29 protein-coding genes and 1 riboswitch are annotated in these 25,700 nt (G+C 30.1%); of the genes, 7 read left to right on the top strand and 22 right to left on the bottom strand.

The genetic code is table 11. The features are described from left to right. The first annotated feature begins 2 nt into the window (after positions 1-2). From ACSYT2_RS00430 to ACSYT2_RS00415, 4 genes are read left to right on the top strand one after another with little or no spacing between them, the layout of a single operon-like run. Complete coding sequence (locus ACSYT2_RS00430) at positions 3-878, top strand: branched-chain amino acid ABC transporter permease (protein ID WP_430857516.1); 876 nt, start codon at positions 3-5, stop codon at positions 876-878. Between the two features lie 9 nt (positions 879-887). After that, positions 888-1,865 carry a branched-chain amino acid ABC transporter permease gene (locus ACSYT2_RS00425; protein WP_438382754.1) on the top strand — a complete coding sequence of 326 codons (978 nt, stop codon included), beginning with the start codon at positions 888-890 and terminating at the stop codon, positions 1,863-1,865. Positions 1,866-1,869: 4 nt separating this feature from the next. Beyond that, positions 1,870-2,628, top strand: coding sequence for an ABC transporter ATP-binding protein (locus ACSYT2_RS00420; protein WP_438382752.1), 759 nt, complete (start codon positions 1,870-1,872; stop codon positions 2,626-2,628). 1 nt (position 2,629) lies between these two features. Then, positions 2,630-3,334: an ABC transporter ATP-binding protein gene (locus tag ACSYT2_RS00415; protein ID WP_430857519.1), complete on the top strand. Its 705-nt coding sequence runs from the start codon at positions 2,630-2,632 to the stop codon at positions 3,332-3,334. A gap of 58 nt (positions 3,335-3,392) precedes the next feature. On the opposite strand, the gene ACSYT2_RS00410 is transcribed toward ACSYT2_RS00415, so the two are convergent. The 11 genes from ACSYT2_RS00410 to ACSYT2_RS00360 form a co-directional block, all read right to left on the bottom strand. Next, the gene (locus tag ACSYT2_RS00410; protein ID WP_430857520.1) at positions 3,393-4,679 is read right to left on the bottom strand and encodes a DUF4179 domain-containing protein; all 1,287 of its coding nucleotides are present in this window, start codon (positions 4,677-4,679) and stop codon (positions 3,393-3,395) included. A gap of 2 nt (positions 4,680-4,681) precedes the next feature. Then, positions 4,682-5,170, bottom strand: a complete 489-nt coding sequence (locus ACSYT2_RS00405) for an RNA polymerase sigma factor (RefSeq protein WP_430857521.1) — start codon at positions 5,168-5,170, stop codon at positions 4,682-4,684. A gap of 282 nt (positions 5,171-5,452) precedes the next feature. Beyond that, the gene (locus ACSYT2_RS00400) at positions 5,453-6,556 is read right to left on the bottom strand and encodes an HD-GYP domain-containing protein (protein ID WP_430857522.1); all 1,104 of its coding nucleotides are present in this window, start codon (positions 6,554-6,556) and stop codon (positions 5,453-5,455) included. A gap of 148 nt (positions 6,557-6,704) precedes the next feature. Continuing rightward, positions 6,705-7,808: an HD-GYP domain-containing protein gene (locus tag ACSYT2_RS00395; RefSeq protein ID WP_430857523.1), complete on the bottom strand. Its 1,104-nt coding sequence runs from the start codon at positions 7,806-7,808 to the stop codon at positions 6,705-6,707. Positions 7,809-8,013: 205 nt separating this feature from the next. Next, on the bottom strand, positions 8,014-8,820 hold the full coding sequence (locus ACSYT2_RS00390) for a MetQ/NlpA family ABC transporter substrate-binding protein (protein WP_430857524.1): 807 nt from the start codon (positions 8,818-8,820) through the stop codon (positions 8,014-8,016). Positions 8,821-8,839: 19 nt separating this feature from the next. After that, complete coding sequence (locus ACSYT2_RS00385; RefSeq protein ID WP_430857525.1) at positions 8,840-9,478, bottom strand: methionine ABC transporter permease; 639 nt, start codon at positions 9,476-9,478, stop codon at positions 8,840-8,842. A 1-nt stretch (position 9,479) separates the two neighbouring features. Then, positions 9,480-10,442 carry a methionine ABC transporter ATP-binding protein gene (locus ACSYT2_RS00380; RefSeq protein ID WP_430857526.1) on the bottom strand — a complete coding sequence of 321 codons (963 nt, stop codon included), beginning with the start codon at positions 10,440-10,442 and terminating at the stop codon, positions 9,480-9,482. Between the two features lie 112 nt (positions 10,443-10,554). Continuing rightward, positions 10,555-10,682: riboswitch (SAM riboswitch) on the bottom strand. A 90-nt stretch (positions 10,683-10,772) separates the two neighbouring features. Continuing rightward, the gene (locus ACSYT2_RS00375; RefSeq protein ID WP_438382751.1) at positions 10,773-11,267 is read right to left on the bottom strand and encodes a GNAT family N-acetyltransferase; all 495 of its coding nucleotides are present in this window, start codon (positions 11,265-11,267) and stop codon (positions 10,773-10,775) included. Between the two features lie 9 nt (positions 11,268-11,276). Next, positions 11,277-11,552 (bottom strand): DUF503 domain-containing protein, encoded by a 276-nt coding sequence (locus ACSYT2_RS00370; RefSeq protein ID WP_430857599.1) that lies wholly within the window; start codon positions 11,550-11,552, stop codon positions 11,277-11,279. Positions 11,553-11,581: 29 nt separating this feature from the next. Next, on the bottom strand, positions 11,582-12,916 hold the full coding sequence (locus tag ACSYT2_RS00365; protein ID WP_430857528.1) for an MATE family efflux transporter: 1,335 nt from the start codon (positions 12,914-12,916) through the stop codon (positions 11,582-11,584). An 82-nt stretch (positions 12,917-12,998) separates the two neighbouring features. Beyond that, positions 12,999-13,742, bottom strand: a complete 744-nt coding sequence (locus ACSYT2_RS00360; protein ID WP_430857529.1) for an SDR family NAD(P)-dependent oxidoreductase — start codon at positions 13,740-13,742, stop codon at positions 12,999-13,001. A gap of 102 nt (positions 13,743-13,844) precedes the next feature. Here ACSYT2_RS00360 and ACSYT2_RS00355 point away from each other — a divergent pair, with 102 nt between their 5' ends. Beyond that, entirely contained in the window at positions 13,845-14,351 is a 507-nt protein-coding gene (locus ACSYT2_RS00355; RefSeq protein WP_438382749.1) for a hypothetical protein, read from the top strand. Between the two features lie 113 nt (positions 14,352-14,464). Here the strand turns inward: ACSYT2_RS00355 and ACSYT2_RS00350 are convergent, their stop codons facing one another. From ACSYT2_RS00350 to ACSYT2_RS00300, 11 genes are all read right to left on the bottom strand, one after another. After that, positions 14,465-16,747 (bottom strand): histidine kinase dimerization/phospho-acceptor domain-containing protein, encoded by a 2,283-nt coding sequence (locus tag ACSYT2_RS00350; protein WP_438382747.1) that lies wholly within the window; start codon positions 16,745-16,747, stop codon positions 14,465-14,467. Continuing rightward, positions 16,722-17,414 carry a response regulator transcription factor gene (locus ACSYT2_RS00345; RefSeq protein WP_430857532.1) on the bottom strand — a complete coding sequence of 231 codons (693 nt, stop codon included), beginning with the start codon at positions 17,412-17,414 and terminating at the stop codon, positions 16,722-16,724. Before ACSYT2_RS00345 ends, ACSYT2_RS00350 begins: the two co-directional genes overlap by 26 nt. A 157-nt stretch (positions 17,415-17,571) precedes the next feature. Further along, entirely contained in the window at positions 17,572-17,814 is a 243-nt protein-coding gene (locus ACSYT2_RS00340; protein ID WP_430857533.1) for a hypothetical protein, read from the bottom strand. Positions 17,815-17,842: 28 nt separating this feature from the next. Continuing rightward, on the bottom strand, positions 17,843-18,391 hold the full coding sequence (locus tag ACSYT2_RS00335) for a DUF2812 domain-containing protein (protein ID WP_430857534.1): 549 nt from the start codon (positions 18,389-18,391) through the stop codon (positions 17,843-17,845). Further along, positions 18,375-18,713, bottom strand: coding sequence for a PadR family transcriptional regulator (locus tag ACSYT2_RS00330; protein ID WP_438382745.1), 339 nt, complete (start codon positions 18,711-18,713; stop codon positions 18,375-18,377). The genes ACSYT2_RS00335 and ACSYT2_RS00330 overlap by 17 nt, the downstream gene beginning before the upstream one ends. A gap of 142 nt (positions 18,714-18,855) precedes the next feature. Continuing rightward, the gene (gene pdxT, locus ACSYT2_RS00325) at positions 18,856-19,431 is read right to left on the bottom strand and encodes a pyridoxal 5'-phosphate synthase glutaminase subunit PdxT (protein ID WP_438382743.1); all 576 of its coding nucleotides are present in this window, start codon (positions 19,429-19,431) and stop codon (positions 18,856-18,858) included. 1 nt (position 19,432) lies between these two features. Further along, positions 19,433-20,302 (bottom strand): pyridoxal 5'-phosphate synthase lyase subunit PdxS, encoded by an 870-nt coding sequence (gene pdxS, locus ACSYT2_RS00320; RefSeq protein ID WP_430857537.1) that lies wholly within the window; start codon positions 20,300-20,302, stop codon positions 19,433-19,435. A 174-nt stretch (positions 20,303-20,476) separates the two neighbouring features. After that, entirely contained in the window at positions 20,477-21,316 is an 840-nt protein-coding gene (locus tag ACSYT2_RS00315) for a helix-turn-helix domain-containing protein (protein ID WP_430857538.1), read from the bottom strand. A gap of 108 nt (positions 21,317-21,424) precedes the next feature. Continuing rightward, positions 21,425-22,021: a TlpA family protein disulfide reductase gene (locus ACSYT2_RS00310; protein WP_430857539.1), complete on the bottom strand. Its 597-nt coding sequence runs from the start codon at positions 22,019-22,021 to the stop codon at positions 21,425-21,427. Between the two features lie 12 nt (positions 22,022-22,033). Then, positions 22,034-22,711 (bottom strand): cytochrome c biogenesis CcdA family protein, encoded by a 678-nt coding sequence (locus ACSYT2_RS00305; protein WP_430857540.1) that lies wholly within the window; start codon positions 22,709-22,711, stop codon positions 22,034-22,036. A gap of 264 nt (positions 22,712-22,975) precedes the next feature. Further along, on the bottom strand, positions 22,976-23,671 hold the full coding sequence (locus tag ACSYT2_RS00300) for a MurR/RpiR family transcriptional regulator (RefSeq protein ID WP_430857541.1): 696 nt from the start codon (positions 23,669-23,671) through the stop codon (positions 22,976-22,978). Positions 23,672-23,747: 76 nt separating this feature from the next. Here ACSYT2_RS00300 and ACSYT2_RS00295 point away from each other — a divergent pair, with 76 nt between their 5' ends. Next, positions 23,748-24,362: an AAA family ATPase gene (locus tag ACSYT2_RS00295; RefSeq protein WP_430857542.1), complete on the top strand. Its 615-nt coding sequence runs from the start codon at positions 23,748-23,750 to the stop codon at positions 24,360-24,362. 26 nt (positions 24,363-24,388) lie between these two features. Further along, positions 24,389-25,681, top strand: coding sequence for a PTS sugar transporter subunit IIC (locus tag ACSYT2_RS00290; protein ID WP_430857543.1), 1,293 nt, complete (start codon positions 24,389-24,391; stop codon positions 25,679-25,681). Positions 25,682-25,700 lie beyond the last annotated feature (19 nt).

Raw genomic sequence — 25,700 nt, 5'->3', positions numbered from 1 at the left:
TCATGGAATTTCTACAACAACTTGTTAATGGCTTAGCTTTAGGTAGCGTATATGCCCTCCTAGCACTTGGATATACAATGGTATATGGAATAATTCAGCTTATAAACTTTGCACATGGAGAAATCTATATGATAGGAGCCTTTGCAGGCTTCTATACTGCTACTACTTTAAATTTACCATTAGTTCCAACATTGCTAGTAGCAATGGCTACATCAGCATTAGCTGGTATCATAATTGAAAAAGTAGCATATAAACCTTTAAGAAATTCTCCAAGAATAACACTACTAATCACAGCTATTGGGGTTTCGTTATTTTTACAAAATGCAATGAGAATTTTAGCTGGTCCAGACCCTAAACCATTCCCTGATCTAATAAAAGCAGGTGCTATTAACTTAGGTGGACTTCAAATAGAATCTAAAACTATATTTATGCTTATAGTTTCAGCACTCCTTGTTATTCTCCTTCAATTTATTGTATACAAAACAAAGGTTGGTAAGGCAATGAGAGCAGCTTCTTTTGATATTGAAGCTGCTTCATTAATGGGTATCAATGTTAATAATACTATTTCAATAACTTTTGCTATTGGTTCAGCTTTAGCAGGTATTGCAGGTGTATTAATAGCTATTTCTTATCCTAGTATCACTCCTTATATGGGTGTTATGCCTGGACTTAAAGCCTTTATTGCTGCAGTACTTGGAGGAATAGGAAGTATCCCTGGAGCACTTCTTGGTGGTATTTCAATTGGAGTATTAGAAACTTTATCAAAAGCTTATATATCAACTAACTTTTCAGATGCTATTGTTTTTGCAGTGCTAATAATAATACTTTTAATAAAACCAGCTGGTCTATTAGGTAAAAAGACCAATGAGAAAGTGTAGGTGATATATATGAATAAATTTTTCAATAAAAAAACACTTTTAACCTTAGGTATAATCCTATTATCATACTTAATTTTATTTGGATTACTTGAAACCGGAATTATAAGTTCTTATTATGGTGGAATTATTATTTTAACATTGATAAATATTATTTTGGCTGTATCCCTTAATCTAATAGTTGGATTTACTGGTCAACTTTGTTTAGGACATGCAGGTTTTATGGCAATTGGTGCTTACATTTCAGCTTTAATTACAATTAAAGCCAATATGCCTTTTGTCATATCAATTTTTATTGGTGCAATAGTTGCATGTTTCTTTGCTGCACTAATTGGATACCCTACTTTAAAACTTAAGGGTGACTACTTTGCAATAACTACACTAGCTTTTTGCGAAATTATTAGAGTTGTTCTTATGAACATAAACTCAATAGGTGGTGCTCGTGGATTAACAGGTATTCCAAATAAGACAACATTCTCTGTTGCATTTTTATTTATGATAATAACTGTCGTTGTAATTTATAATATAATACACTCATCACAAGGAAGATCTATGATATCTATTCGTGAAAATGAAATAGCTGCAGAAGCAATGGGGGTTAATGCCTTTAAATATAAAATGATGGCCTTTATAGTTGGAGCTTTCTTTGCAGGACTTGCTGGAGGACTTTATGCCCACTATATGGGATATATACAACCAGCTTCCTTTGATTTTGTTAAATCTATTGATTACTTAACATTCGTTGTATTTGGTGGTATGGGATCTATTTCTGGTTCTATTCTTGCTACTACAATATTGACATTCTTACCAGAATTATTAAGAGGACTACAAGACTATAGAATGATAATATACCCATTAGCACTTATCATACTTATGATCTTTAGACCACAAGGCTTATTAGGTGACAAAGAAATATCTTTTAATATTTTTAATAAATTTAAGAAATCTAATATAGCCATAAAAGATTCTGAGAAAGGTAAGGAGGCTTGATTAAATGTTAGATGTTAAAGATTTATCTATTGAATTTGGTGGACTTAAGGCTGTTACAGAGCTTAACCTTCATATTGATAATAAGCAAGTTGTTGGTCTTATTGGACCTAATGGTGCTGGTAAAACTACAGTTTTTAATATGTTAACAGGAGTTTATAATCCAACAAGTGGTTCAATAAACTACCTTGGTGAAGATATTCAAGGTCTTAAGCCTTATACTATTACAAAGAAAAAGATTGCTAGAACATTTCAAAATATAAGACTATTTTCTAGCCTTTCAGTTCTTGATAATGTAAAAATAAGCTTTAATTTTGGAGTTAATTATAATCTATTTGATTCTATTTTTAGAACTCCTAGATTTAAAAAAGAAGAAGATGAAATCACAAAGAAAAGTTGTGATTTATTAAAAGCCTTCTCTCTTTATGATAAAAAGGATGACCTAGCTAAAAACCTTTCCTATGGTGAACAAAGAAAGCTTGAAATAGTTAGAGCCCTTGCTGCAAAGCCATCCTTGTTATTACTGGATGAGCCTGCTGCTGGTATGAATCCTCAAGAAACAGCTGAGCTTACTAATCTTATAGGGTGGATTAAGGATGAATTTCATATTTCTGTTCTTTTAATAGAACATGATATGAAACTTGTAATGGGAATATGTGATAAGATTGCTGTACTTGATTACGGTAAGAAAATTGCAGAAGGTACTCCAGAAGAAATTAAAAATAACCCTAAGGTAATTAAAGCTTACCTTGGAGAGGAGGCATAAAATGCTTAAAATAGATAACATTAATTTATATTATGGCGGAATACATGCCTTAAAAGATCTCTCTATAGAAATCAAAAAAGGTGAAATTGTAACATTAATAGGTGCTAATGGTGCTGGTAAAACTTCTACCCTAAGAGCTATATCTGCTCTACAACCTATTAAAACTGGTACTATTACTTATAAAGGCTCTTCACTTAGTAAAGTTCCTGCACATAAGATAGTATCACTTGGTCTATCCCATGTGCCAGAAGGAAGAAAGATTTTTGCTAATCTAACAGTTAAGGAAAATCTTGAACTTGGAGCTTATTTAAGAAATGATAAAAAAGAAATATCTAAAGATATGGAAATGGTATTCTCTAAATTTCCAAGATTAAAGGAAAGAGAAAAACAACAAGCTGGTACTCTTTCTGGTGGTGAACAACAGATGCTAGCTATTGGTAGAGCTTTAATGAATAGACCTGAAATGCTTATTCTTGATGAACCATCAATGGGTTTGGCTCCCCTTGTAGTTAAGGATATTTTCGATACTATAGTTGAAATAAATAAAGCTGGTACCACAATACTTCTAGTTGAGCAAAATGCTAATATGGCTTTATCTATTGCAAATAGGGCTTATGTATTAGAAACTGGTAGAATTGTAACTAGCGGAAATGCTAAGGATCTTTTGAATGATGATAGTATTAAGAGTGCTTACCTAGGTGAATAACTTAAGTAAAAATAGAGCTAGGGGTTAATCCCTAGCTCTATTTTTATTCATACATTATTTATTTTAATTCTATATTTATTGGTTTTGTCTTATCTTTTATAATTCTATATATCTCTAGTTCTGCCTTTTCTTCTCTATAATTAAGAATTTCAATATTTACAGCTACAGAATTAACTTCATTTTCATCTAAATACCATGAACTCCCCGGACTCTTGATAAGTGGATTAAAATCTTCATCATATAGTGAATCAAATTCTGCAGATACTATATTCTTTGCCTCTAATACAACTTTATTATTTTCATCCCATGATTTAACTTCAAAACCATAATAATTATCTTCAACTTTTTTATTCTTAATATCTAGTGTTATTTTTCCTACTTCCTTAGGTCCATAGTATATACCGTCACATACAAATCTTATTTTTTTAACATCGCCTTTAATTTCTCCTTGAAGCTCTAACTGATTGAATTCATCATTACCTCCATTATGCCACCAAGATGGTAAAACATATTCATTTCCCTCTTCATCAATTAACCTTGGATTTTTAAAATCCATAAACTTATAATCTTCGCTTTCAAAATTAAACTTCATTACTGTTCTCGTTTTTGAGCTTTCTAATGAATGTATTTTTATATTACCAACCTCTGTTTTTATATTTGTATTAGATAATTCTATCTCTTTCATAGGTACATCAAATATTTCTTTATCCAATTCTATAGGAACTGTAAATGTAGTTACTAGTCTTCCATAAGGATATTCCTCCGAAGTAGTTTTATCATAAATTTCTAACTTCAAATTAAATTTAGGAATAAATTCTCTGAAATTAACATTAATTGCATCACTATCTTTTTCTGTAATAGGACGATCAAATAACATCCCCCCCATAATATTTTCTCCATTATCTCCTATAATTTCAGGCTTTATATTATATTTTTTTATATCATTTATTTCATAGTTAATCCATAAATTTTTATAGTCTCCTGCTACTGTTAATACTTTTAGGTTTACTCCATCTTTAGATTCATAATAATTAATTTCCTTTGCCATTCCACTATCTGCAGCATTCCTTAAACCTTTATCTTCGAAATCAGCAGTAGCTATTCTTACTAATTTATCTAATCCTGGTATAGAACTTAGAGCTTGTGCAATTGTTGGTGATAGATTTACAATTGCTACAAACAATATACATGCTACTGCAAACCCACCAATTCCCTTTAGAATTCTCATTTTATTTCTTTCCCATTTAGCTCTCTTTAATGTGCTTCTAACTGCAAAATCTAGATTCTCTGGTATCTCCATTTTTTCATATTCTAACTTTTCTTTTTCAAATATATCTTTATCCATCTTTATACCCCCTTAAACTCTTTCCTTAAAATATTCAAAGACTTATGTATTCTGTTTTTCACTGTTGATATAGGCAACCCTAAAATTTCTCCAATCTCATTTATTGTATATCCATGGAAATATTTTAAAATAATCACAGTTTTTAATTCTGTATCTAAGTTATCCACAGAATTAGTAACATCTTCATGTCCATCTGTTACTTCTTCTATATTTTTTAATTCTTCATCATTAGTTAAGGTTATTTTAGAATTCTTCCTTATAAAATCTAGAGAAGTATTAATAATGATTTTATTCATCCACCTTTCTAAAGTCTTTATCTCATTTAGTTTTTCTAGATTCCTATATGCCTTTAATATACTCTCTTGCAATATATCCATTGCATCTTCTTGATTCTTAACATATATATAGGCTAATCTATATAACTTTTCTTGATTTAATGTTACATATTCTTCTAATATAGAATATTTATTCTTATCTTTAAAAATTGTCATCTAATTTCCCTTCCTCCTTAAGCTAATCTCTCCTCTACTCCTCTCTATACTATTAAGACGTGTGAAAAGCCCTTTTTGTTTAAATATATAGAAAACTTTTTTAATATAAAGTATTGTTCTGATAAAGTTGATAAATATCTGTATTAATTTAAAATTAAATAAAAAAATAAGAACCTAGCACTTTAATGAACTGCCCCTCTATAGTAACAGTTTTATTATTTTAACTGTCTACTATAAAGAGAGCATATCATAATTACTAGGTTCTTTTACTATTTAAATATGCTATATATTATATTCTACATTTATCACTACTAATGATAATTCATTTAGTAGGTCAATAACTTGTCCTTCTCTACCTTTATCTATACTTTTAATAATCTTAACTGTAGGCCTTAAAGGAAAATTAGGTGGAGTACTTTGCACTGACGCAATATCCCCATTACTAAGTTTTACAATAGTCCCTGCTGGATAGGTAACTATTATCCTAGAGAATAGATTAACTAAATCAAAATCAAATAATGTGTTTACATGTGCCATTATATATTCCAAGGCATCACTTGCAGGTATTGATCTTCTATAAGCACAATCTGAAGTAAGTACATCATAACAATTTGCAATTGATACTATCTTAGCATATTCATGGATCTTATCCCCAGTTATCCCTTCTGGATAGCCTAATCCATCAATTCTCTCATGATGCTGTAATGATGCCATCCTACTTCCTGCCTTAAGAGAGAAATTACTTCTTAGATAATCATATCCCTTTTGGGTATGTTCCTTATATTTGCTATTCTCTTCAATTGTAAAGTCAGTATTCTTAGTTGTAATATCTTTTGGAATGAAAGCCTTACCTATATCATGAGTTAATGCCCCTAAACACAATTCTAATAAATCTCTCTTATGCATTTTTAAGCTTATACCCATAACTAATGAAATTACAGCAACATTTACTGAATGCTGATATGTATAGTTATCCATACTTTTTATGTCTACTAAACTAACTAGAATATTATTATTTGATAAAATATTACTAATCATTTCTTCAGCAACACTATATATTGATCTAAAATATTCATTATTCTTTTTTATTAGAGCTGCCTTTGGTCCTGGTTCTTTTTCTTTAGCAATTCTCTCAATATTATTAAATGTCTCCTTTACTACTGCTATGGACTTCTGCCTTAGCTCTGGTCGTATAACATCCTCTACTTCTTCTTTGCTATATTCATCTACTATATATATGGAATATATTTTCATCTCTTGAATCTTTTTAATAACAGCTTTTGTTAACTTTGTGCCTGTTTTAAGCAATATTCTACCATTATCATCATATATAGTTCTTCCTAAGCAAGAAGATTCACGTACACATTCTATTGGAATAAGTCTCATAAACCCCACCTCTTCTTACATATTGTTAAGTTAATTCTACCATATCATATATATACTTCTTATAATACTAAGTTTAATGAATTAATAATAGCTTTAAGCTTCATTTAGTTTAATAAAAATAGAATAACTTATGCTACTTACCTTTTACCTACACTATATACTTAACTTCTTTAATAACTAATGAAAGTTCATTTAACAAATTAATAATCATCCCATTTCTACTTCTATCACCACTTCTAAGAATCCTAACTGTAGGTCTTAATGGGTAGTTAGCTGGTGTACCTTGTACCATTGCTGTATCACCATTGCTTAGTTCTACAACTGTCCCAACTGGATATATAACAATTATTCTAGAAAATAACTCTACAAGTTCGAAATCAAAGATTCTACCAGCTTGTGCCATTATGTATTCTAATGCATCAGCAACTGATAGAGCTTTTCTATTTCCTATTTTCGAAGTAAGTAAATCAAAGCAGTTTGCAATTGATACTATCTTTGAATATATATGAATACTCTCTCCAGTAATTCCATAGGGGTAACCCCTACCATCAACCTGCTCATGATGTTGTAATGCTACTAGCATACTCCTAGTTTTAAATTTAAAATTTTCTTTTAAATACTCATAACCTTTTTCAGTGTGTTCCTTAAATAGATTACTTTCATCTTCAGTAAGATTACTTGTCTTGCTTGTTATCTCCTTTGGTATAAATATCTTTCCAATATCATGAGATAATGCCCCTAAACATAACTCTGTTAAGTCATCTTTATGCATCTTTAAACTTATTCCCATAATTAATGAAATTACAGCAACATTTACTGAATGACCATAAGTAAAGTTGTCCATACCCTTCATATCAACTAATCCAAATAACATATTATTATTTGCAAATACATTATTTAAAATTTCCTCTGCAACACCGTATATTGAACCAAAATACTCCTTGTTTCGTTTATCTATTGCAGATCTTGGCCCTTTTTCCTGCTCTTTTGCTATTCTATCAATACTTTTAAAAGTTTCCTTAACTGCCGATATAGACTTTTCTCTAAGTTCTGGCCTTATAACTTCACTAATTTCTTCATTACTATACTCATCATCAATATAAATAGATTCTATACCTAAAAGTTGAATTTTCTTAATAATAGATTCAGTTAATCTTGTACCCTCTTTTAATAACACTCTACCACTATTATCATTTATAGTCTTTCCTAAACAGGATTCTTCACGAACGCATTCTATAGGTATTAATCTCATATTACCTCTCCTCTTCTGCTAACTTTCACTATATAATCTTAATTTTACCATAACAATATGATTTTCCCAATATTTATATAAAAACTTTTAATCAAACAACAAATATATTGTCTTTTTATAGGTTTATATAGTAATAAAAAAACTTATATGGATTATTTCCTAGGAAATAATCCATATAAGTTTCATTAATTATTATATTGTTTTATTAGAATACCGCTATTACAGTACCATGATATTTTTCTTCAATAAACTTCTTAGCTTCGTCTGAAGTTAGTGCCTTCTTAAGAACCTTAGTCTTTTCAGAATCTAAGTTTTCTTTCTTAACAGCTAAGATATTTCTTGCTTGCTTTAACTTCTCATCATTCTTATCTTCAACATAAATCCCATCTTTTGTTGCATCTAAATCAGCTTGTAATGCATAGTTACCATTTATAACTGCTCCATCAACCTCTTCTAATGTTCTAGGAAGTTGCGCTGCATCTAATTCTTTAAACTTTAAATTCTTCTTGTTTTCAGTTATATCTATAGGAGTTATTGTATCTCCATCCTTAACTTTAATTAATCCTGCACTTTGAAGTAATTGTAAAGCTCTAGCTTCATTAGATGGATCATTTGGAATAGCTATTGTAGCTCCATCTTTTAAATCTTCTAAACTCTTTATAGACTTAGAGTATAAAGCCATTGGTTCTATATGAATCTCTGCTGCATTTACAAGATCATATCCTTTTGATTCATTAGCTTGATTTAAAAATGCAATATGTTGGAAGTAGTTTGCATCTAACTCTCCATCATTAACTGCTGTATCTTGTATTAAATACTCATCATATACTTTAATATCTAAAGTATATCCTTCTGCTTCAACTAATGGTTGAATTGCTTTTACTATTTCTTCATGAGGCACTGCTGATACCCCAATTTTTATTGTTTTGTCATCTTTAGATCCACCACACCCTACTAAACCTAAAGCTAATACTCCTGCTAATGCTATTGTTAATAATTTTGTTTTTTTCATTTTAAATTCCCCCTTTTATTTACTTTGATAGTTTTTTATAAAAATAATTTCCTAAACTTTGTAGTCCTTGAACAATAATAATTAATACTATAACTGTTGCAACCATAACATCTGTTTGGAATCTTTGATATCCATATCTTATTGCTAGAGATCCTAGACCCCCGCCCCCCATTGTACCTGCCATAGCTGAATATCCAATCAAACTAATAATTGTAAGTATAATTCCTGCTAATATTGATGGTACTGCTTCTTTCAGCATTACTTTAAATATTATTTGACTATCTGATGCCCCAAATGATTTAGCTGCTTCTATAACTCCTGGATCTACTTCTTTTAAAGCAGATTCTATAACCCTAGCTACAAATGGTGCAGCTGCTATTGTAAGTGGTACTATTGTAGCTATTTCTCCTATTGATGTACCTACTATTAATCTTGTAAATGGTATTATTGCAACCATTAGGATTAGAAATGGAAAGCTTCTAAGTGTATTTACTATAAAATCTAAGACTTTATAAATTCCTTTATTTGGTTTTAATCCATTTTCATCTGTTACTGTAAGAATTATTGCTAAAATAAATCCTATTATTACAGCAAATATTGTTGATGGTATAACCATAATCATTGTTTCTTTTATAGCTGGTGCTAATAATTCCCACATACTAGATTACCTCCCATTCTATATTTTTACTTTCTAGATAACTAAATACTATATCCTTGTCCTTTTCTTCTACATTAATAACTAAGCTTCCAAGAACATTATCTCTGAACTTCTCAAGTTTCCCCCAAACTATTGAGAAGTCAACATTTGCCTCTCTAGCCATTCTTGTAATCAGTGCATTCTCTGAACAATCTGCAGGGAAGAATATTCTTATATTAATTCCATCAACAGGTAGTGTAGTATCTTCCTCTTCCCCTAAGAACTTCTTAAGTGGTGCTCCTGGTTTTAGGAATAGCTCTTCAGCCCTTCCTTCTGCTTTAATTATGCCCCCATCAATTAAAGCAACTTTTTCACATACATCTTTTATAACTTCCATTTGGTGAGTTACCATAACTACTGTTATTCCTAACTCTTTATTAATTTTAGATATTAAAGCTAAGATATCTTTTGTTATCTTAGGATCTAAAGCTGATGTAGCTTCATCACACAAAAGTACCTTTGGCTCTAATGCTAAAGCCCTAGCAATTGCCACTCTTTGCTTTTGCCCCCCGCTTAGAGATGACGGCTTGCTATTTACTTTATCTTCTAACCCAACTAACTTTAAAAGTTCTTTCACCTTTTTATCTATTTCTATTCTAGAATATCCCCAAACTTCCAGTGGAAGAGCAACATTTTGATATACTGTCTTTCTTTTAAGTAAATTAAAGTTTTGGAATATCATACCTAAATCTTTTCTGAATTCTCTAAGCTCTTTAGCCCCTAGCTCTGAGACTTCCTTTCCCATGACTTTTAATTGCCCCTCGTCATAAGATTCTAATCCATTTATGCATCTTAACAATGTAGACTTTCCAGCCCCACTGTGTCCGATTATACCGTAAATTTCCCCTTCATTTATGCTTATTGCTATGTCCTTTAAAACTTCTGTTCCCCCAAAACTTTTACTTAAACCTTTGATTTCTATCATTTTACGTCCCCCTCCTTCTGTTAGTTTTAATAATGTCTTTTCTAATTTTGAATAAAAATAAATGCACTAGAGAATAAATCTCTAGTGCATGAAATCACTAATCTAATCTATTCTCTTATCTACCAGCAATTCTAAAAAATCACTGCAGGAATTAGCACCGTTATTATGAATTGGTAAATGAACCATCATATCGGTTGCTGGGTTTCATAGGGCCAGTCCCTCCACCACTCTGGATAAGATATTAATCTTTTATTTTGTTTTTTATTAAGCAATTGCTTCTTGTTTAATAATATATTACCTTCTATTGGATTTGTCAATACTTTTTCAAAATTATTCTAATATTTTTTGTATAGCATAAAACTTTCCCTCTTTACCTTCAAGACAAATTTCGTCAATAAACTTATATCCCATACTTCTGTAAAGGCTTTGAGCCCCCTTATTTCCTGTATTAGTATCTAACTTAATTGACATAATATTATTTGATCTAGCATAGAATTCAACTTCCTCTAATAATTTTTTCCCCATACCTTTTCTAGCATATTCAGGATTAATAAAAAGTCTATGTATTACTAAGTTTCTTTCTCGCTTTTCCCATTTAACCTTTTTATAGTTAATATCTTCTTCATCATTTAATACTACTATTCCTATAATATCTTCCTTACCTAGGATAAATAGCTCAGATTTTTCTATATCTTTTTTAAATACTTCTTTATTTGGATAGTCTTCTGTCCAATTAATCCCACTATCTTTATAAAATTCTATAGCTTTATTTTTTATTGCAACTATATAATCTAAATCTTCTAATCTACCTTGCCTTAGCCCCATTATTCCCTCCTAATTGTAATCCAAAACCTCATCAAAAATATCTATAATCTCTCCATCACAATTATTTTCAATAAAATCAATTATCTTTTCCTTTGTGGAATCTGCTATAGCATCACTTCCACAAACTCCTGTTATTCCTATTCCTATAATCTTATGATTATCCTGCTCAGAGGTTTCTCCAACTGATAAATTAAATTTATTCTTAAGTCTTTGAGTGATACTTCTTACAATCATTCTCTTTTCCTTTAATGAATGTACAAAGCTAACACGTATGCTAATTTCCATTACCAATACCTTCACTATTAAATCACTCCTTATAATAACTCTCCTAATCCTATATATGATTTCTTCATCAGAGTTAATGCAACAACTAATGTTAAAACTTCACTAAATATCATTGTAGCCCATACACCTGTATCCCCTATAAATCTAGGTAATAATATTATACCTAATGATATAAAGACTATTCCTCTTAACAAGGATACTATTGCAGAAGTTTTCGCATCTTCTAAAGCAGTAAAATAAGAGGATGCTAAAATATTTAATCCACTTACTAAAAAGGCTAAAGAGTATATCTTACATGCCCAAGCTGTAGTTTCTAGTAAATCTGGATCATTACTTACAAATAGTGATATAAGAGACTCTCCTCCAAAGAATAATCCTGCTGTACAAATAATACCAAGAAAAATCATAACCTTAAAAGCTAGTTTAATAAGATTTTTTATTCTATCTCCATTTTTAGCTCCATAGTTATAGCTTATAATAGGTGTTATTCCATTTGCAATACCTAAAAATACTGCTACAACCAATGCCGCTATATATTGAATAATTGAAAATGCTGAAACACCCATCTCACCAATTCTATTCATAAGTACTATATTAAATATAAAGGTTGTAAATGCAAAAGCTATTTCTGTTAAAGCTTCTGAGGAACCATTATAAAAGAATCTACCGATCTTCATAAAATCTACTTTACATTTAGTAAGCCTCAATATTGAATCCTTAGCTTCTATTCCATATAAAGCTAATAAAAAGGATATAAAGAAGGCTATTCCTGAAGCTAATGCTGCTCCTGCAACACCTAATCCCCACATTACCACAAATACATAATCTAAAATTATATTTAATACTGATCCCAAAACTGTACAAAACATTGAAAAACTTGGTCTTCCCATTGTCCTAATTCCTGCTGCAAGATAACTTCCACCTGTAAATGCAGGAACACATACACATAATATAACTAAGTATTCAATTACAGGTTTTATCAACTCTCCTGATGCTCCTAATGCTATGGATATTGGCATTCTGAAGATAAAAATTATAATTCCCATAATACTACTAACGGTCATTAAAGAATAAAATCCAAGACTAAAGCTCTTTCTTGCCTCCTCCTGTTTCCCAGCACCAAGCTCAATACTTGTTACAGTGTTACCACCAACAGATACCATTATTCCTAAAGCTAATGCTGTACTAAAAATGGGCATAGCTATATTTATTGCTGCAAGGCCTTGAGATCCTACTACCTGACCTACAAATATTCCGTCAATTACAATATAAATCGAGAAAATAATACTACTTATAACACTTGGTATAGCATATTTTAAAAATAACTTTGATATTTTTTCTTTTCCTAAATCCAATTTTTTCATTTGTTCACTTCCTTTACTTTTTCTATCCACAAAAAAATATTGGGCGTATTAAAACACCCAATATAACATATTTAATATTATATTACATAACAAGGCCCCCATCAACAGCTATTATACTACCTGTTACAAAGGATGATTCATCAGAAGCTAGGTATACATATGCACCTGCTAACTCCTCTGGTTTTCCTACCCTTGATAAAGGTGTCATTGCAGATAGACTATCTACAACTGAATCAGGTAAAGCCTCAACCATATCAGTAGCAGTAACTCCAGGGGCTACACAATTAACTCTTATTTTATATTTACCAAGTTCTTTTGCAAGGGACTTACTTAATCCATTTACTGCGAACTTTGATGTAGCATAACTACAACCACTCTTTGTTCCATAAGTACCAACCATAGATGAAGTATTTATTATACTGCCTCCATTGTCTTTCATTAACGGCACTACAGCTTTACACCATCTAAAAACTCCCATTAGGTTTACTTCCATAATATTACCAAATTCTTCTTCTGTCATTTCCAAGAAATTTGTCCCACTAGAAATACCTGCATTATTAATAAGTACATCTACCCTTCCAAAGGCTTCTCTTACTTTTACAACTGCTCCTTCTATTTCTTTAGTACTATGATTGTCAACACCTATTGCCAATATCTCACTATTCTTATGTTTTTCCTTTAAACCTGCTGCTGCCTTATCTGCATTCTTTTGATTAGATGCACATACAATAACCTTACCCCCTTCAGATAGTAAGGCATCTGCAACAGCATTGCCTATCCCCCTTGATGCTCCAGTCACTATTATGATCTTGTCTTTAAGTCTCATAAGTTTCTCTCCTTCTCATCAATTCTCTTTATATTTAGTAATAGACAATATTGATAGTTTTTATTACTATATATCTATAATATCATAATGAGGTGTATAAATATGTTAAATTCTTTAAATTATTTGACAGATTTTGAATTTAATGACAACGTTTCTGTTGCATTTAAAAATATTGTTGATGGCTTTAATTCTTTTCCTAATATCACTTTAGATTTCAAGGCTCTAAATTTTAATGAAGATAAAATTATCGACCTAATAAAGAATATTTATGATGAAAATGATGGAGAATGCTTTATAGATTTTTATATAAGCAAGCTTTCTCAAGAAGATAAAAACAATATTATAAACCTAGCAGGTGATAAGGATAAAGAACTCCTTAAATCCATAATAGAAAATAATACTCATACTGGGGTTTATTATAAACTACTTTCCAAAGACTTAATTCCATTACTTACTCGCCTAAACACTAGAGAGATTTTCTTTGTTACTTTTTATTTCACTAAAAAACCTATAACCATATGGGGAAACTACAATATGAAATTTCCTTGTTTCTTTGAAAATGATGAAGATATGAAGTTCTATTCCAATCTTTTTTATTATACAGCCTAGATTACATTTAAACCCGCATTATACCTGCATATTCTTATATTCTCAAGAATATAAGAATATGCAATAAGGAGAGATAATTTTTTATTTGAAAATTATCTCTCCTTAATATCTCTTTAATTCATATCTACTTTCTTCTTTAACATAACTATTGCCTTAAATAAATCTCCATCAATAACAATTTCAAACTCTCCACCTTGAAGCTCTACTAAACTTTTAGCTATTGCAAGACCAAGTCCATATCCTTCTGTAGATCTTGCTTCATCCCCTCTTTTAAACCTTTCTAAGATTTCCTCTTCATTAAAATTTAATTCATGCTGTGAAATATTTTTGAAAGTTATCTCCACACTTTCTTTCCTATCTACAACTTCAATATAAACTCTTGATCCCTTAAGAGAATACTTTAATATATTAGAAATTAAATTTTGGAATACCCTAAAGGCCTTTCTTCCATCTGCGTAAACAAATAGCTTTTCCTCTGGTAATCTTTTAATAAATTCTAATCCTGACCCTTCAATCTTATCCTCAAATTCTCCTATTGTTTGCCTAAGTAAAGCTACTGGATCAATATTTTCCATATTAAGCTCCATAGATCCTGAAGACGCCTTGGATACTTCAAACAAATCTTCTATTAATCCCTTTAACCTTAATGACTTTTCTTTAAGTACAGATATATACTTTTCTCTATCTTCTTCTGATACATTATCTTTACTCAGAAGGTCAACATAATTAATTATTGAGGTAAGTGGTGTTTTTAAATCATGAGAAACATTTGTTATTAATTCCCCCTTGGTTCTTTCACTACTTACAGCTTTATTTACAGCTTTATTTAATCCTGTTTCAATATTAGATAAATCATCCGCTATATCTTTAATTATGCCTATTCCATTTATATCAACCTTATTATTGTAATTCCCCTGTACTATACTTCCTGTAATATCCTTAATCAAGTTTATATTCTGTGCTAATCCTAATATAAATTTAAATATTGCGATAGTTAGTATTACTGAAACAATGAATAATATAATAACTATTTGAATTAAACCTAATAATATTGCTACTATTTCTCCTACAATCACCATTACATAAATAAATAATAATCCAACTGTAATGATTGTTTTTTCTGCTGTTGATCTAACTTTCCATATATCTTTTAATACACCTTTTAAATTATTTTTAAATTTTAATATATACTTAGTGAATTTATATAATACAGTCTTATTAACTACTTCATTAATTACCTTTTTCTTGTTTATTCCCTTAAGCAACTTGTAAATATCAGATAGAACTAAGTAACTTGCTATCACTAATATAATAACTGCTCCTAAAATAGATATAATTACAAACATATCATTATCTGTATTTTTATCTATAATCCACCTAAATTCATTAAGTATCACATAGAAGGATACCGCCATTAAAAGTATTACTGCCATTTTAAATTCCAAATAAAGTTTACTATATAGTTTAATAAATACATTCTCTTTCACATCTAGCTTTCTATTCTTGTATATACTTATGATTAAAGCTGTAGCAAGGACGAAGCATATAGCTAATATTATACTACCTATTTTATAAACCTTATCAGAAAATTCCTTATTAGATACTACATCATAAATAGTATCTCCTGGAACTAATGGTTCCTTTATCCTTATTAATTTAGCATATTCATTATATTCATTCCCATTGTATCTTAATACTCCCATCATAGTTTTAGAAGTATCACTTCTTAGATTTTTTTCATTATCAACCCAATTCATAACATAATATTTATATTTATCCTTGGTTTCTTCAATAAACTCTTCTGCAGACTCTACATTTACATTTGTTATAGCCTTATCTGGGTTAACATTCCCCAAAAAATACTCTACATTAACGTTATTACTTAATCTTTGTATATCTTGATCAACCTGTACCCTAAAATTATTAACAACCATTCTTCTTATTTGTTCATCAGACTTACCTAAATTTTTTTTTGCTTCATCTAATATTTTTTTTAAATTTATTAACTCATAATCATTATTAATATGCTGTTCTAATGGTATATTCTTATCATAATAATTGTTATTATAGTCATCCTTTATCTTATTTTCCCTTATCTCTATATTTGATTCTGTACTTTCAATATTTTCCTTGAGTAATCTCTTTTCTTCCTCAACTTGAGAGATTATTGAATCTTCCCTTAAAGTACCTTTTAAATCTTCTGCATACATTGTCAAATCATTTAATGTGCTATATATTTCATTTACATAATTGGATTTTACTGAATTACTAGTATCATGCTTATTACTGTTTGCATATGTTATTACTAGTATAAGTGGCAATATAACAATGATAAGTGACAACATCCAAAGTCTATTATTTATATATTTTTTATTGCTTTTCAATTTTGTATCCAATACCCCACACCACCTTTAAATATCTTGGTTCTTTTGGATTTATTTCTATCTTCTCTCTTATTCTCCTAATATGCACAGTAACTGTATCAACATTATAAGCTACCTCATTCCATACCCTTTCGTATATTTCTTCAATTGAAAATACTCTCCCTGGATTCTCCATAAGTAAAGTTAAAATCTTAAATTCTAGTGGAGTTAGCCTTGCTAGAATTCCATCTACTGTGACTTCTTTACTATCTTTATTTATCTCTAACCCTCCAATAGTAATTATTGATTTTTCCTTTTTTAGTGGAGAAAATCTTGTATACCTTCTTATCTGCGAGTTTACTCTAGCTATTAGTTCTAAAGGATTAAAAGGTTTTGTTACATAATCATCTGCCCCTACATTTAATCCAAGTATCTTATCAATATCCTCAGACTTAGCAGAAAGCATTATTATTGGTATTTCTTTTTCTTCTCTTATTTTCATTGTTGCCCTTGTTCCATCCATGTTAGGCATCATTATATCCATTATTACTAAATGTATTTCTTCATCTTTAATTATTTTTAATGCTTCTAAGCCATCAAATGCCTTGTAGACCTTATATCCTTCTGTAGTTAAATATATCTCAATTGCTTCTACTATAGCTTTATCGTCATCTACTACTAAAACGTTGTACCCCTTCATCTTATCCTCCAAAATCTTTAAAATTCTCTTTAATCTTAACATAATAGCTTTTATCCTTGATAGTAATAAATCCTTTGTGTATATAATAAAGGTTAATAATTACAAACAAAGGACTTTAATTCTTACGAAATTCGAAAGAATTAAAGTCCTTAAATTTTTATTCACTCTTTTCTAGTAATTCTTTTCTTTTTTTAACATATTGAATTATCTTGGTGGATAACATTATTACTACTGTTGCCTCAATAGATATTAATACAATAAGTACTAAATTTAATGCCGATCCACTTTTTAAAACAAATATCATTAAAAATATTAATACATTCAGTATAACTACATTAACCCCAGTAATAAGACATGTGGATTTTATAATTTTATCATAATATTCTATATCAGAATTCATAGTTATTTCCCCCTATATATTTAAAATTTTATTCGTATAATGTTTTCTCTTTAATTAGCTCATTCATATGATTTCTATATTTAAAGGCAGCACTATCTAAAAATAAATTCATAGGTAATAATACAAATGCCATTCCAGTACCAAAGCCGCTAAAAAAACTATTAATATTTGCACACTTTATAGCAATAAAAATACTTAATAAAAGGGTAATAAATGCGCCATATGCCAATCTAGTAGTAAATGACGTCATCTTTTGATAGTTCGCAACCTTTGAATCTATATCAGTAAATATCTCAAACTCTCCCTCTTTTGAATCTCGTCTAAGATATACCCATTTCCCAACTCTACTGACTATATCAATTCCAGAATCTTTTAATACCTCTGCATACTCTTCTTCTGTTTCATTACCATCTAAAAATTGAATTCTATAAATATACTTTCCTAGCTCTCCCCTTTTAAATGTATATTGACAATGATCAAAATTAGTAAATATATAACCTTTAGCTGACATTTCATTTAGCCACTTTTCTTCATTTTCACAGTTTACAAAGTACCTCCATTTACTTATTTCCATCATTATCTCCTCCATAAATCCTTTTTCCATTTTCAAAAAGTTCTTGTAACCTTAATATTTCTCTTTTTACAACTGATCGTCCTAAATCCGTAATTAAATATTCTTTCTTACCTTTATCTCCCCCCTGAGAAACTACCTCTATCCACTCTTTTTTCACCATTGTATTTAATGCTCCATACAGTGTTCCCGGTCCAAGATCTACTCTATTAAAGCTCATATCCTTAACTAATTGCATTATTCCATAACCATGTAATGGCTCACTTAATGCTAATAAAATATAATAAACTGCCTCTGTTAACGCTCCCTTTTCATTGCTTTCTGACATATTTTCCTCCTTACGTCTAACGTTATATCGTTAGCTGATATATCTTAATATCATTATATCGCCCTACGATATATAAGTCAATATATCCCAAATAAAAATATGCTCACAGATAATCTTAAATGATTAAGCTATGAGCATACTTCTATTTACTTTCTATAAATTCCCTAATAAAATACTCTAATAAACTTGTATCATTAGTTAGTTCTGGATGAAATGATGTGGCTAATAAATTTCCTTCTCTTACTGCAACAATCTTATCTTTAACCTTGCAAAGAATTTCTACACTCTCTCCAACTTCAGTAATATATGGTGCTCTAATAAATACAAGTTCTAGTGGTTTACTTCCTACCTTTTCTATAATCTTATTTGTTTTGAAACTATCTATCTGTTTTCCAAAGGCATTTCTCTTAACTTTTATATTCATTAAGGATAGGTGCCTTCTCTTATCATTATTTAATTCTTTTGCTAAAAGTATCATTCCTGCACAAGTTCCCCAGGTGGGTAACCCATTTTGAATTCTTCTCCTTAATGGATTCATAAGTCCAGTTATATTTAATAACTTTCCTACCGTAGTACTCTCCCCTCCTGGTAGTATAATTCCATTAATTCTATCTAAATCTTTTACTTCCTTAACCTGAACTCCTTCATAACCTAATTTTTCAATATGTTTTAGATGTTCTATTACTCCACCCTGAAGAGATAGGACTCCAATTTTCATCCTACCATCCTCTTTCAGCGTATTTTACTTTCACATCTTTAGCAGAATCTCCACTCATGGCTTCCCCTAAATCCGTTGATATTTCTGCAAGTTTCTCTGGATTGTTATAGTATGTTGTAGCAAGAACTATTGCCCTAGCTCTTTTTTCTGGATCTCCAGATTTAAAGATACCTGAACCTACAAATACTCCTTCACTTCCTAATTGCATCATTAATGCTGCATCTGCAGGGGTTGCTATTCCCCCAGCAGCAAAATTAACTACTGGTAACTTACCATTTTCCCAAAGATAAAATACTAAATCATATGGTGCATTATGTTCCTTTGCTATAGTCATTAATTCTTCTTTTGGAGCATTTTGAATTTTCCTTATCTCATCCCTCATAGTTCTCATATGGGTTACAGCTTGAACTACATCTCCTGTTCCAGCCTCACCCTTAGTTCTTATCATAGATGCTCCCTCAGCAATTCTTCTTAATGCTTCACCTATGTTTGTTGCACCACAGACAAAAGGAACCTTAAAACTTTCTTTATCAATATGATATTTATCATCTGCTGGTGTTAATACTTCACTTTCATCAATAAAGTCAATATTTAGACTTTCTAATATTTGTGCCTCAACAAAATGTCCTATCCTTACTTTAGCCATAACTGGAATAGATACAGCTTCTTGAATTTCCTTAATCATTTTTGGATCAGACATCCTAGCAACTCCACCTTCTTTTCTAATATCTGAAGGTACCCTTTCAAGAGCCATTACTGCACATGCCCCAGCTTTTTCTGCAATAATTGCTTCCTCCTTATTAGTAACATCCATAATTACTCCACCCTTTAACATTTGTGCAAGGTTTTTATTTACTACTTTTCTTTCCATTTTCTTGCCCCCTTTTTTATTGTAATAATATGTATTTTATATATTAAAATCCTACTTTGCAAATGTATGGGTACATTTATTTTTATATGGATAACATAGTTTTTGATTGTATATGGAGGCAAAATAAAAAATAAGATAACTACTTAAAGTTATCTTATCTTAATTAATTTTTTATTATTTAAAGAAAAAGGTAAGCCACCTTAAAGCTATATCACCAATATTTGAATATACACTTCTTATTGTCTCTTTTACTTCCATTGCTTTTACCCCACACAGCTCCCTAGTATTGAAGTCATAGGTTACCATATTAATATTACCAACTGTATTTCTACCTATAGCAACATTTCCATTTGCATAATCTCCTACTGCCACATTTGATGCTATAGCAGCTGCACCTACTGAATACTTACCTATAGCTAAGGCTCCTAAAGAATATATTCCAATTGCTACTGCACCTATAGCGAAAGTACCTATTGCCACGCAGCCAACAGCTAGTAGTAATCCTAATGCTATTCCTGCCATAGCTACTAATCCTGCTGATATAGCTCCAACACTTATTAAACCTAATGAAAAGATTCCAAAAGATATAACTCCCACTGCACAATTACCTACTGCAATTATTCCATTTGCTTTTTTTAATCCTCTTCCAATATTAATATGCACAAGCGGTAGTCCAAAAAGTGTCCTCTTACTTCTATATTCATAGGTAAAAGCTCCTGATTCAAAACGTAATTTAATATTAACCTCTTTAGCTAAATTATTTACATTACTGTTCATACCTTTTTCAATCCTACTATCTAAATTCAAATTTATATCTAACTCATCCTTAAGCAAACTATCAATTGTAATATTATATAATCCACTTATCATTATAATTTTATTAATATCTGGAGATGTTTGCCCAGATTCCCACTTAGAAACTGCTTGTCTAGATACACCAAGCTTCTCTGCTAAATCTTCTTGGGAGAATCCATTACTCTTACGTAGGATTTGTAGTTTTTCACCTATATTCATTTAACCACCTCATGATTAATCATATAGAAATATGTGGAATTAAACAACCAACCTATAGTTTCTTTATGTCAACTATAGGTTGCATCTTAGTCTTTATGGTATTTATAGCTACAAATTATTAATAAGATTATCTATTATAGTATTTAAAGTTTCCTCATCAACAATCCCCATATGATCATTTATAATAAAACCTTCTCTGTCAATAAATAATGTTCTTGGTACTCCTTTTATTCTATATGCCATTGCTGCGTTAAGATCTTCATCAAATACAGTATTCATAGTGAACTTATTTTCACTCATATACCCCATTGCCTTTTCTTTTGTCTCTCTTTGACCATCTGTTAAATTCACCATTAATATCTCTATATCATCTTTGCTATATTTATCAGTTGCATTTTGAAAAAATGGCATTTCATATTTACATGGTGGACACCAACTTGCCCAAAAGTTTACCACTATAGGCTTTTTACCTTTATAATCTGAAAGTTTTACTTCTTCTCCTGATTCATTATATACAGTGAAATCTATAGCTTCTTTTTTAGTTATACCAATTGGTCTATCATCAACAAAGTTATCCTGTGATTCAAATTTATTCGATGAGATTTTATTATATTTTGTAGATAGGTATTTATATCCTACTCCCACAACAACTAATAATATAACTAAAGCTATTCCTATATAGGTAGCCCTCTTTTTACTATTCATATTACCCTCCAATTAAAAAGTTAATAATGATAACAATTTATTTAAATACCCAGTTATCATAAGTAACCCAATTATTATTAACAATACTCCTGATATTGTGTTAATTATCTTATAATTTTTCTTTATAAAAGTAAAAGCATCTTTTAAAGAATCTATTAATAATGCTGATAAAATAAAAGGAATTCCAAGACCTAAGCTATAAACTAGTAGCATGGATACTCCCTCCATCCAATGCATTGAATTTGCTGCTAGCATTAGTGCAGATCCTAAGAAAGTTCCTACACAAGGCGTCCATCCAATAGAAAATATCATTCCAAATAATATAGATGAAGCTAAATTAAGATTTTTCACATTAGCTTTATCTCTAAATCCAAATGTTCTTTGTATAAACCCAATTTTTAAAATTCCCATATAGCTTAATCCAAATATCACTAATATTATTCCTGCAATAATATTAAATGCACTCATATATTTTTGTAAAAAAGCTCCAAAGCTTCCTGCTGCTGCCCCTAATAGTGTAAATATAGCTGAAAAACCTATAACAAATCCTATAGAATTTATTATTGCTTTCTTTTTACTCCCCTTTCCCGAGTCTCCCATAAAGTAGGAAATGTAAATAGGTAGCATAGGTAAAATACAAGGTGAAATAAAGGTTATTATCCCTTCCATAAATAAAATTAAGTAATTCATCTACTCCCTCCATTGGGTATATTTTTTTAATTATACAACATTTTTATTTTAAATACTGTAACAAAATCACATAACTTTATTTTTATAAAGCTTAAAAAAGATGATGAAACCGTTGATTTCATCATCTTTAATCTTTAAGTTTTCAAAAAAAGTTACTACTTTTATAACATGTTTTTTTCTAGTAAATTTCTACTGAATATGCTGCTTAGAAATATTATAATATCCCTAAATAATATATCTTATGTCACAAATCACATATATTATTTAATTTATTAAATATTCAAAAGCAATCAAAAGCTCGCCGAAAAATGTATTAAAACTTTTTGATACAGTTTTGAAGCTATCATATTCACCTATTGGAATAATTAAATTAGCCATATTAGCAAGATGAGAATTTTTATTGGCTGTTATTGTTATAACTTTGAAGCCACTACCTCTTGCCTCTTTAATTACTTCTACTAACCTAGAAGTTTCACCTGACTGCGAGATGGCTATAATTAATAAATCATCTTTATAATTTTCAGAAAGAAGCTCCATATGTAATGTGGATGCACATTTAAATCCCTTTATAAACAAAGCTTCACTAATGAAATTAGAAATTATATCGCAAAAACCCATTCCAGTGATTACTATTTGTTTGTTTTTGTAACTATTAATAAGTCTATTAAAATCTTCTTTGTAGGGCTGTACTGATTTATATAATTCAGAATAATTACTTAATCTCTCTAAGTTTTCACTTTGAGAATAAGAATAAGCAATATAGTGAATCATATCAGCATATCCCTCAAAGCCAAGTTTCTTAGCAAGCTTATAAATCATAGAGGTAGATGTAAAATTATCAGAGGCTACTTTTCTAATACCAATAGTTTTTATCCTCTCAATATTATTATACAGATATTGAATAATTTTACGCTCAAGACTATCTAAATTGTGTTTATGGATTAAATTTTCAATATTCATATACTCACCTCTATGGTATTATACAATACGTTTGCCCTATTTTAAAATAAATTATTAAACAAAGGAGAATGACACTATGAGCAAGAAGTTTGTACAAGATCCATGGGCTAGAGTTACTACTCGTAATGGCTTAAATGGAGATGAAGTTATTTCAGCTTTACAAAAATCAATAAGAAGAGGCTTAGCCGAAGAAGCATGTAAATTTGCTTATGAAATGTATATTACATCACCTCAAATGGAAGATAAGTTATGGAGAAGATTATTAACTATAACTGTTGAGGATATTGGTATGGGAGACCCTAATGCTCCAATATTAATAAACAACTTAAATCAAATAAGATTACAATTCGACTATGCAGATGGAGATAGACCAATATACTTTATTCATGCAATAAGATACCTTTGTAACTGTATGAAAGATAGATCAAGTGATTTATTAAAGAATATTGTTATAAAAGGTTTTGCAATGGGCGAAGTTCCTGAAATTCCTGATTATGCATTAGATAAGCATACTGTAAGAGGTGCTGAAATGGGTAGAGATTCATTCCATTTCTTAAATGAAGCAAGTAAGGTTATACCACAAATGGAAGTGGATAATGACTACAAAGAACGTTATGGTAAGATTTTAGAAACTTATAAGCCAGAAGAAGCTGTTGATTCAGCATTTAAATATAACGGCTGGCAATACTAAAATAGCATGGTAGGAGGAAGTGGGCTATGGAAAGTAATAAATTTTTAGATAAATTAGATAGGGTGTTATCACCTATTGGCGCAAAATTAGGAAGTCAAAGACATTTAAAGGCTATATCTGCTGGTATGATGATGCCTTTAGCATTAATCGTTGTGGGAGCTCTATTCTTAATAGTTGCAAACCCACCAATAAATCCAGATATAGTAAATGCAGAGACAGCTAATTTCTTTGTGAAAGCCTTATTAAAGTGGAAAGAATTCGCAGTTGATAATTATGCTATACTAACTGCACCATTTAATATGACAATGGGTGTATTTGGTCTTATGAGTGCTTTCTCAATTGCTTATGCTTTAGCAGATGAATATAAAATGAAAGCATCTATCTCAGGACTAATTTCAACATCACTATTTTTAATGATTTGTGCTCCAGCTATTGAAGGTGGTATTAGTACTCAATTCTTAGGCGCTGACGGATTATTTGTTGCTATTATAATTTCTATATTATCAGTAGAAATTTCAAGGTTTATAAAGGCTAAGGGATTTGAGATGTCATTCCCTGATTCAGTACCATCAGCAGTAGCAGCATTTGTTAACTCAATACTGCCTGTTTTAGCTAATATCATTTTACTTTATGGATTAAACATAATATTAGTTATTAATATCGATAAGAGTTTACCAGAAGCTATAATGAGCATTTTAACTCCTGCTTTATCAGTGGTTGATAATATATGGGGATTCTTATTCCTTATAACATTCTCAAATTTACTATGGATATTTGGGGTTAATGGTACTTCAATCATATTCCCTATAGCATTCTCACTTGGTATTGCTAATACTGGTTTAAATACAGAACTTGTTGCAGCTGGTCAAGATCCAACAAATTTAATGAACTTACAAATGTTTAGAGTTGCAATTCTTGGAGGTGCTGGTAATACTATAGGTCTTATTATATTAATGATGAAGAGTAAATCAACTCACCTTAAATCATTAGGAAGATTATCAATAGTGCCTGGTATTTGTGGAATCAATGAACCTGTTATATTTGGAGGTCCTATAGTCTTCAATCCAATTCTAGGAATTCCATTTATACTAACTCCAATAGTTACAGTTTCATTAACATACTTTGTTCAAAAGATTGGATTAATTACTCCTGGATACATAATAGATCCTTCATTTACTCCATTCTTCGCACAAGCTTATTTAAGCTCACTTGATTGGAGAAATGTTGTATTTGTATTAGCATTAGTACCAATTTCAATGTTAATATACTATCCTTTCTATAAGATATTTGAGAAGAATCAATTAAAACAAGAAATGTAATAATAAAAAAAGGCTGTAC

The organism is Clostridium zhoujianii (genome assembly GCF_051590805.1).
In the GTDB taxonomy this organism is placed as follows: Bacteria; Bacillota; Clostridia; order Clostridiales; family Clostridiaceae; genus Clostridium.
The sequence above is the reverse complement of the archived record's forward strand: the minus strand, read 5'-3'. Positions and strand labels throughout refer to the sequence as shown.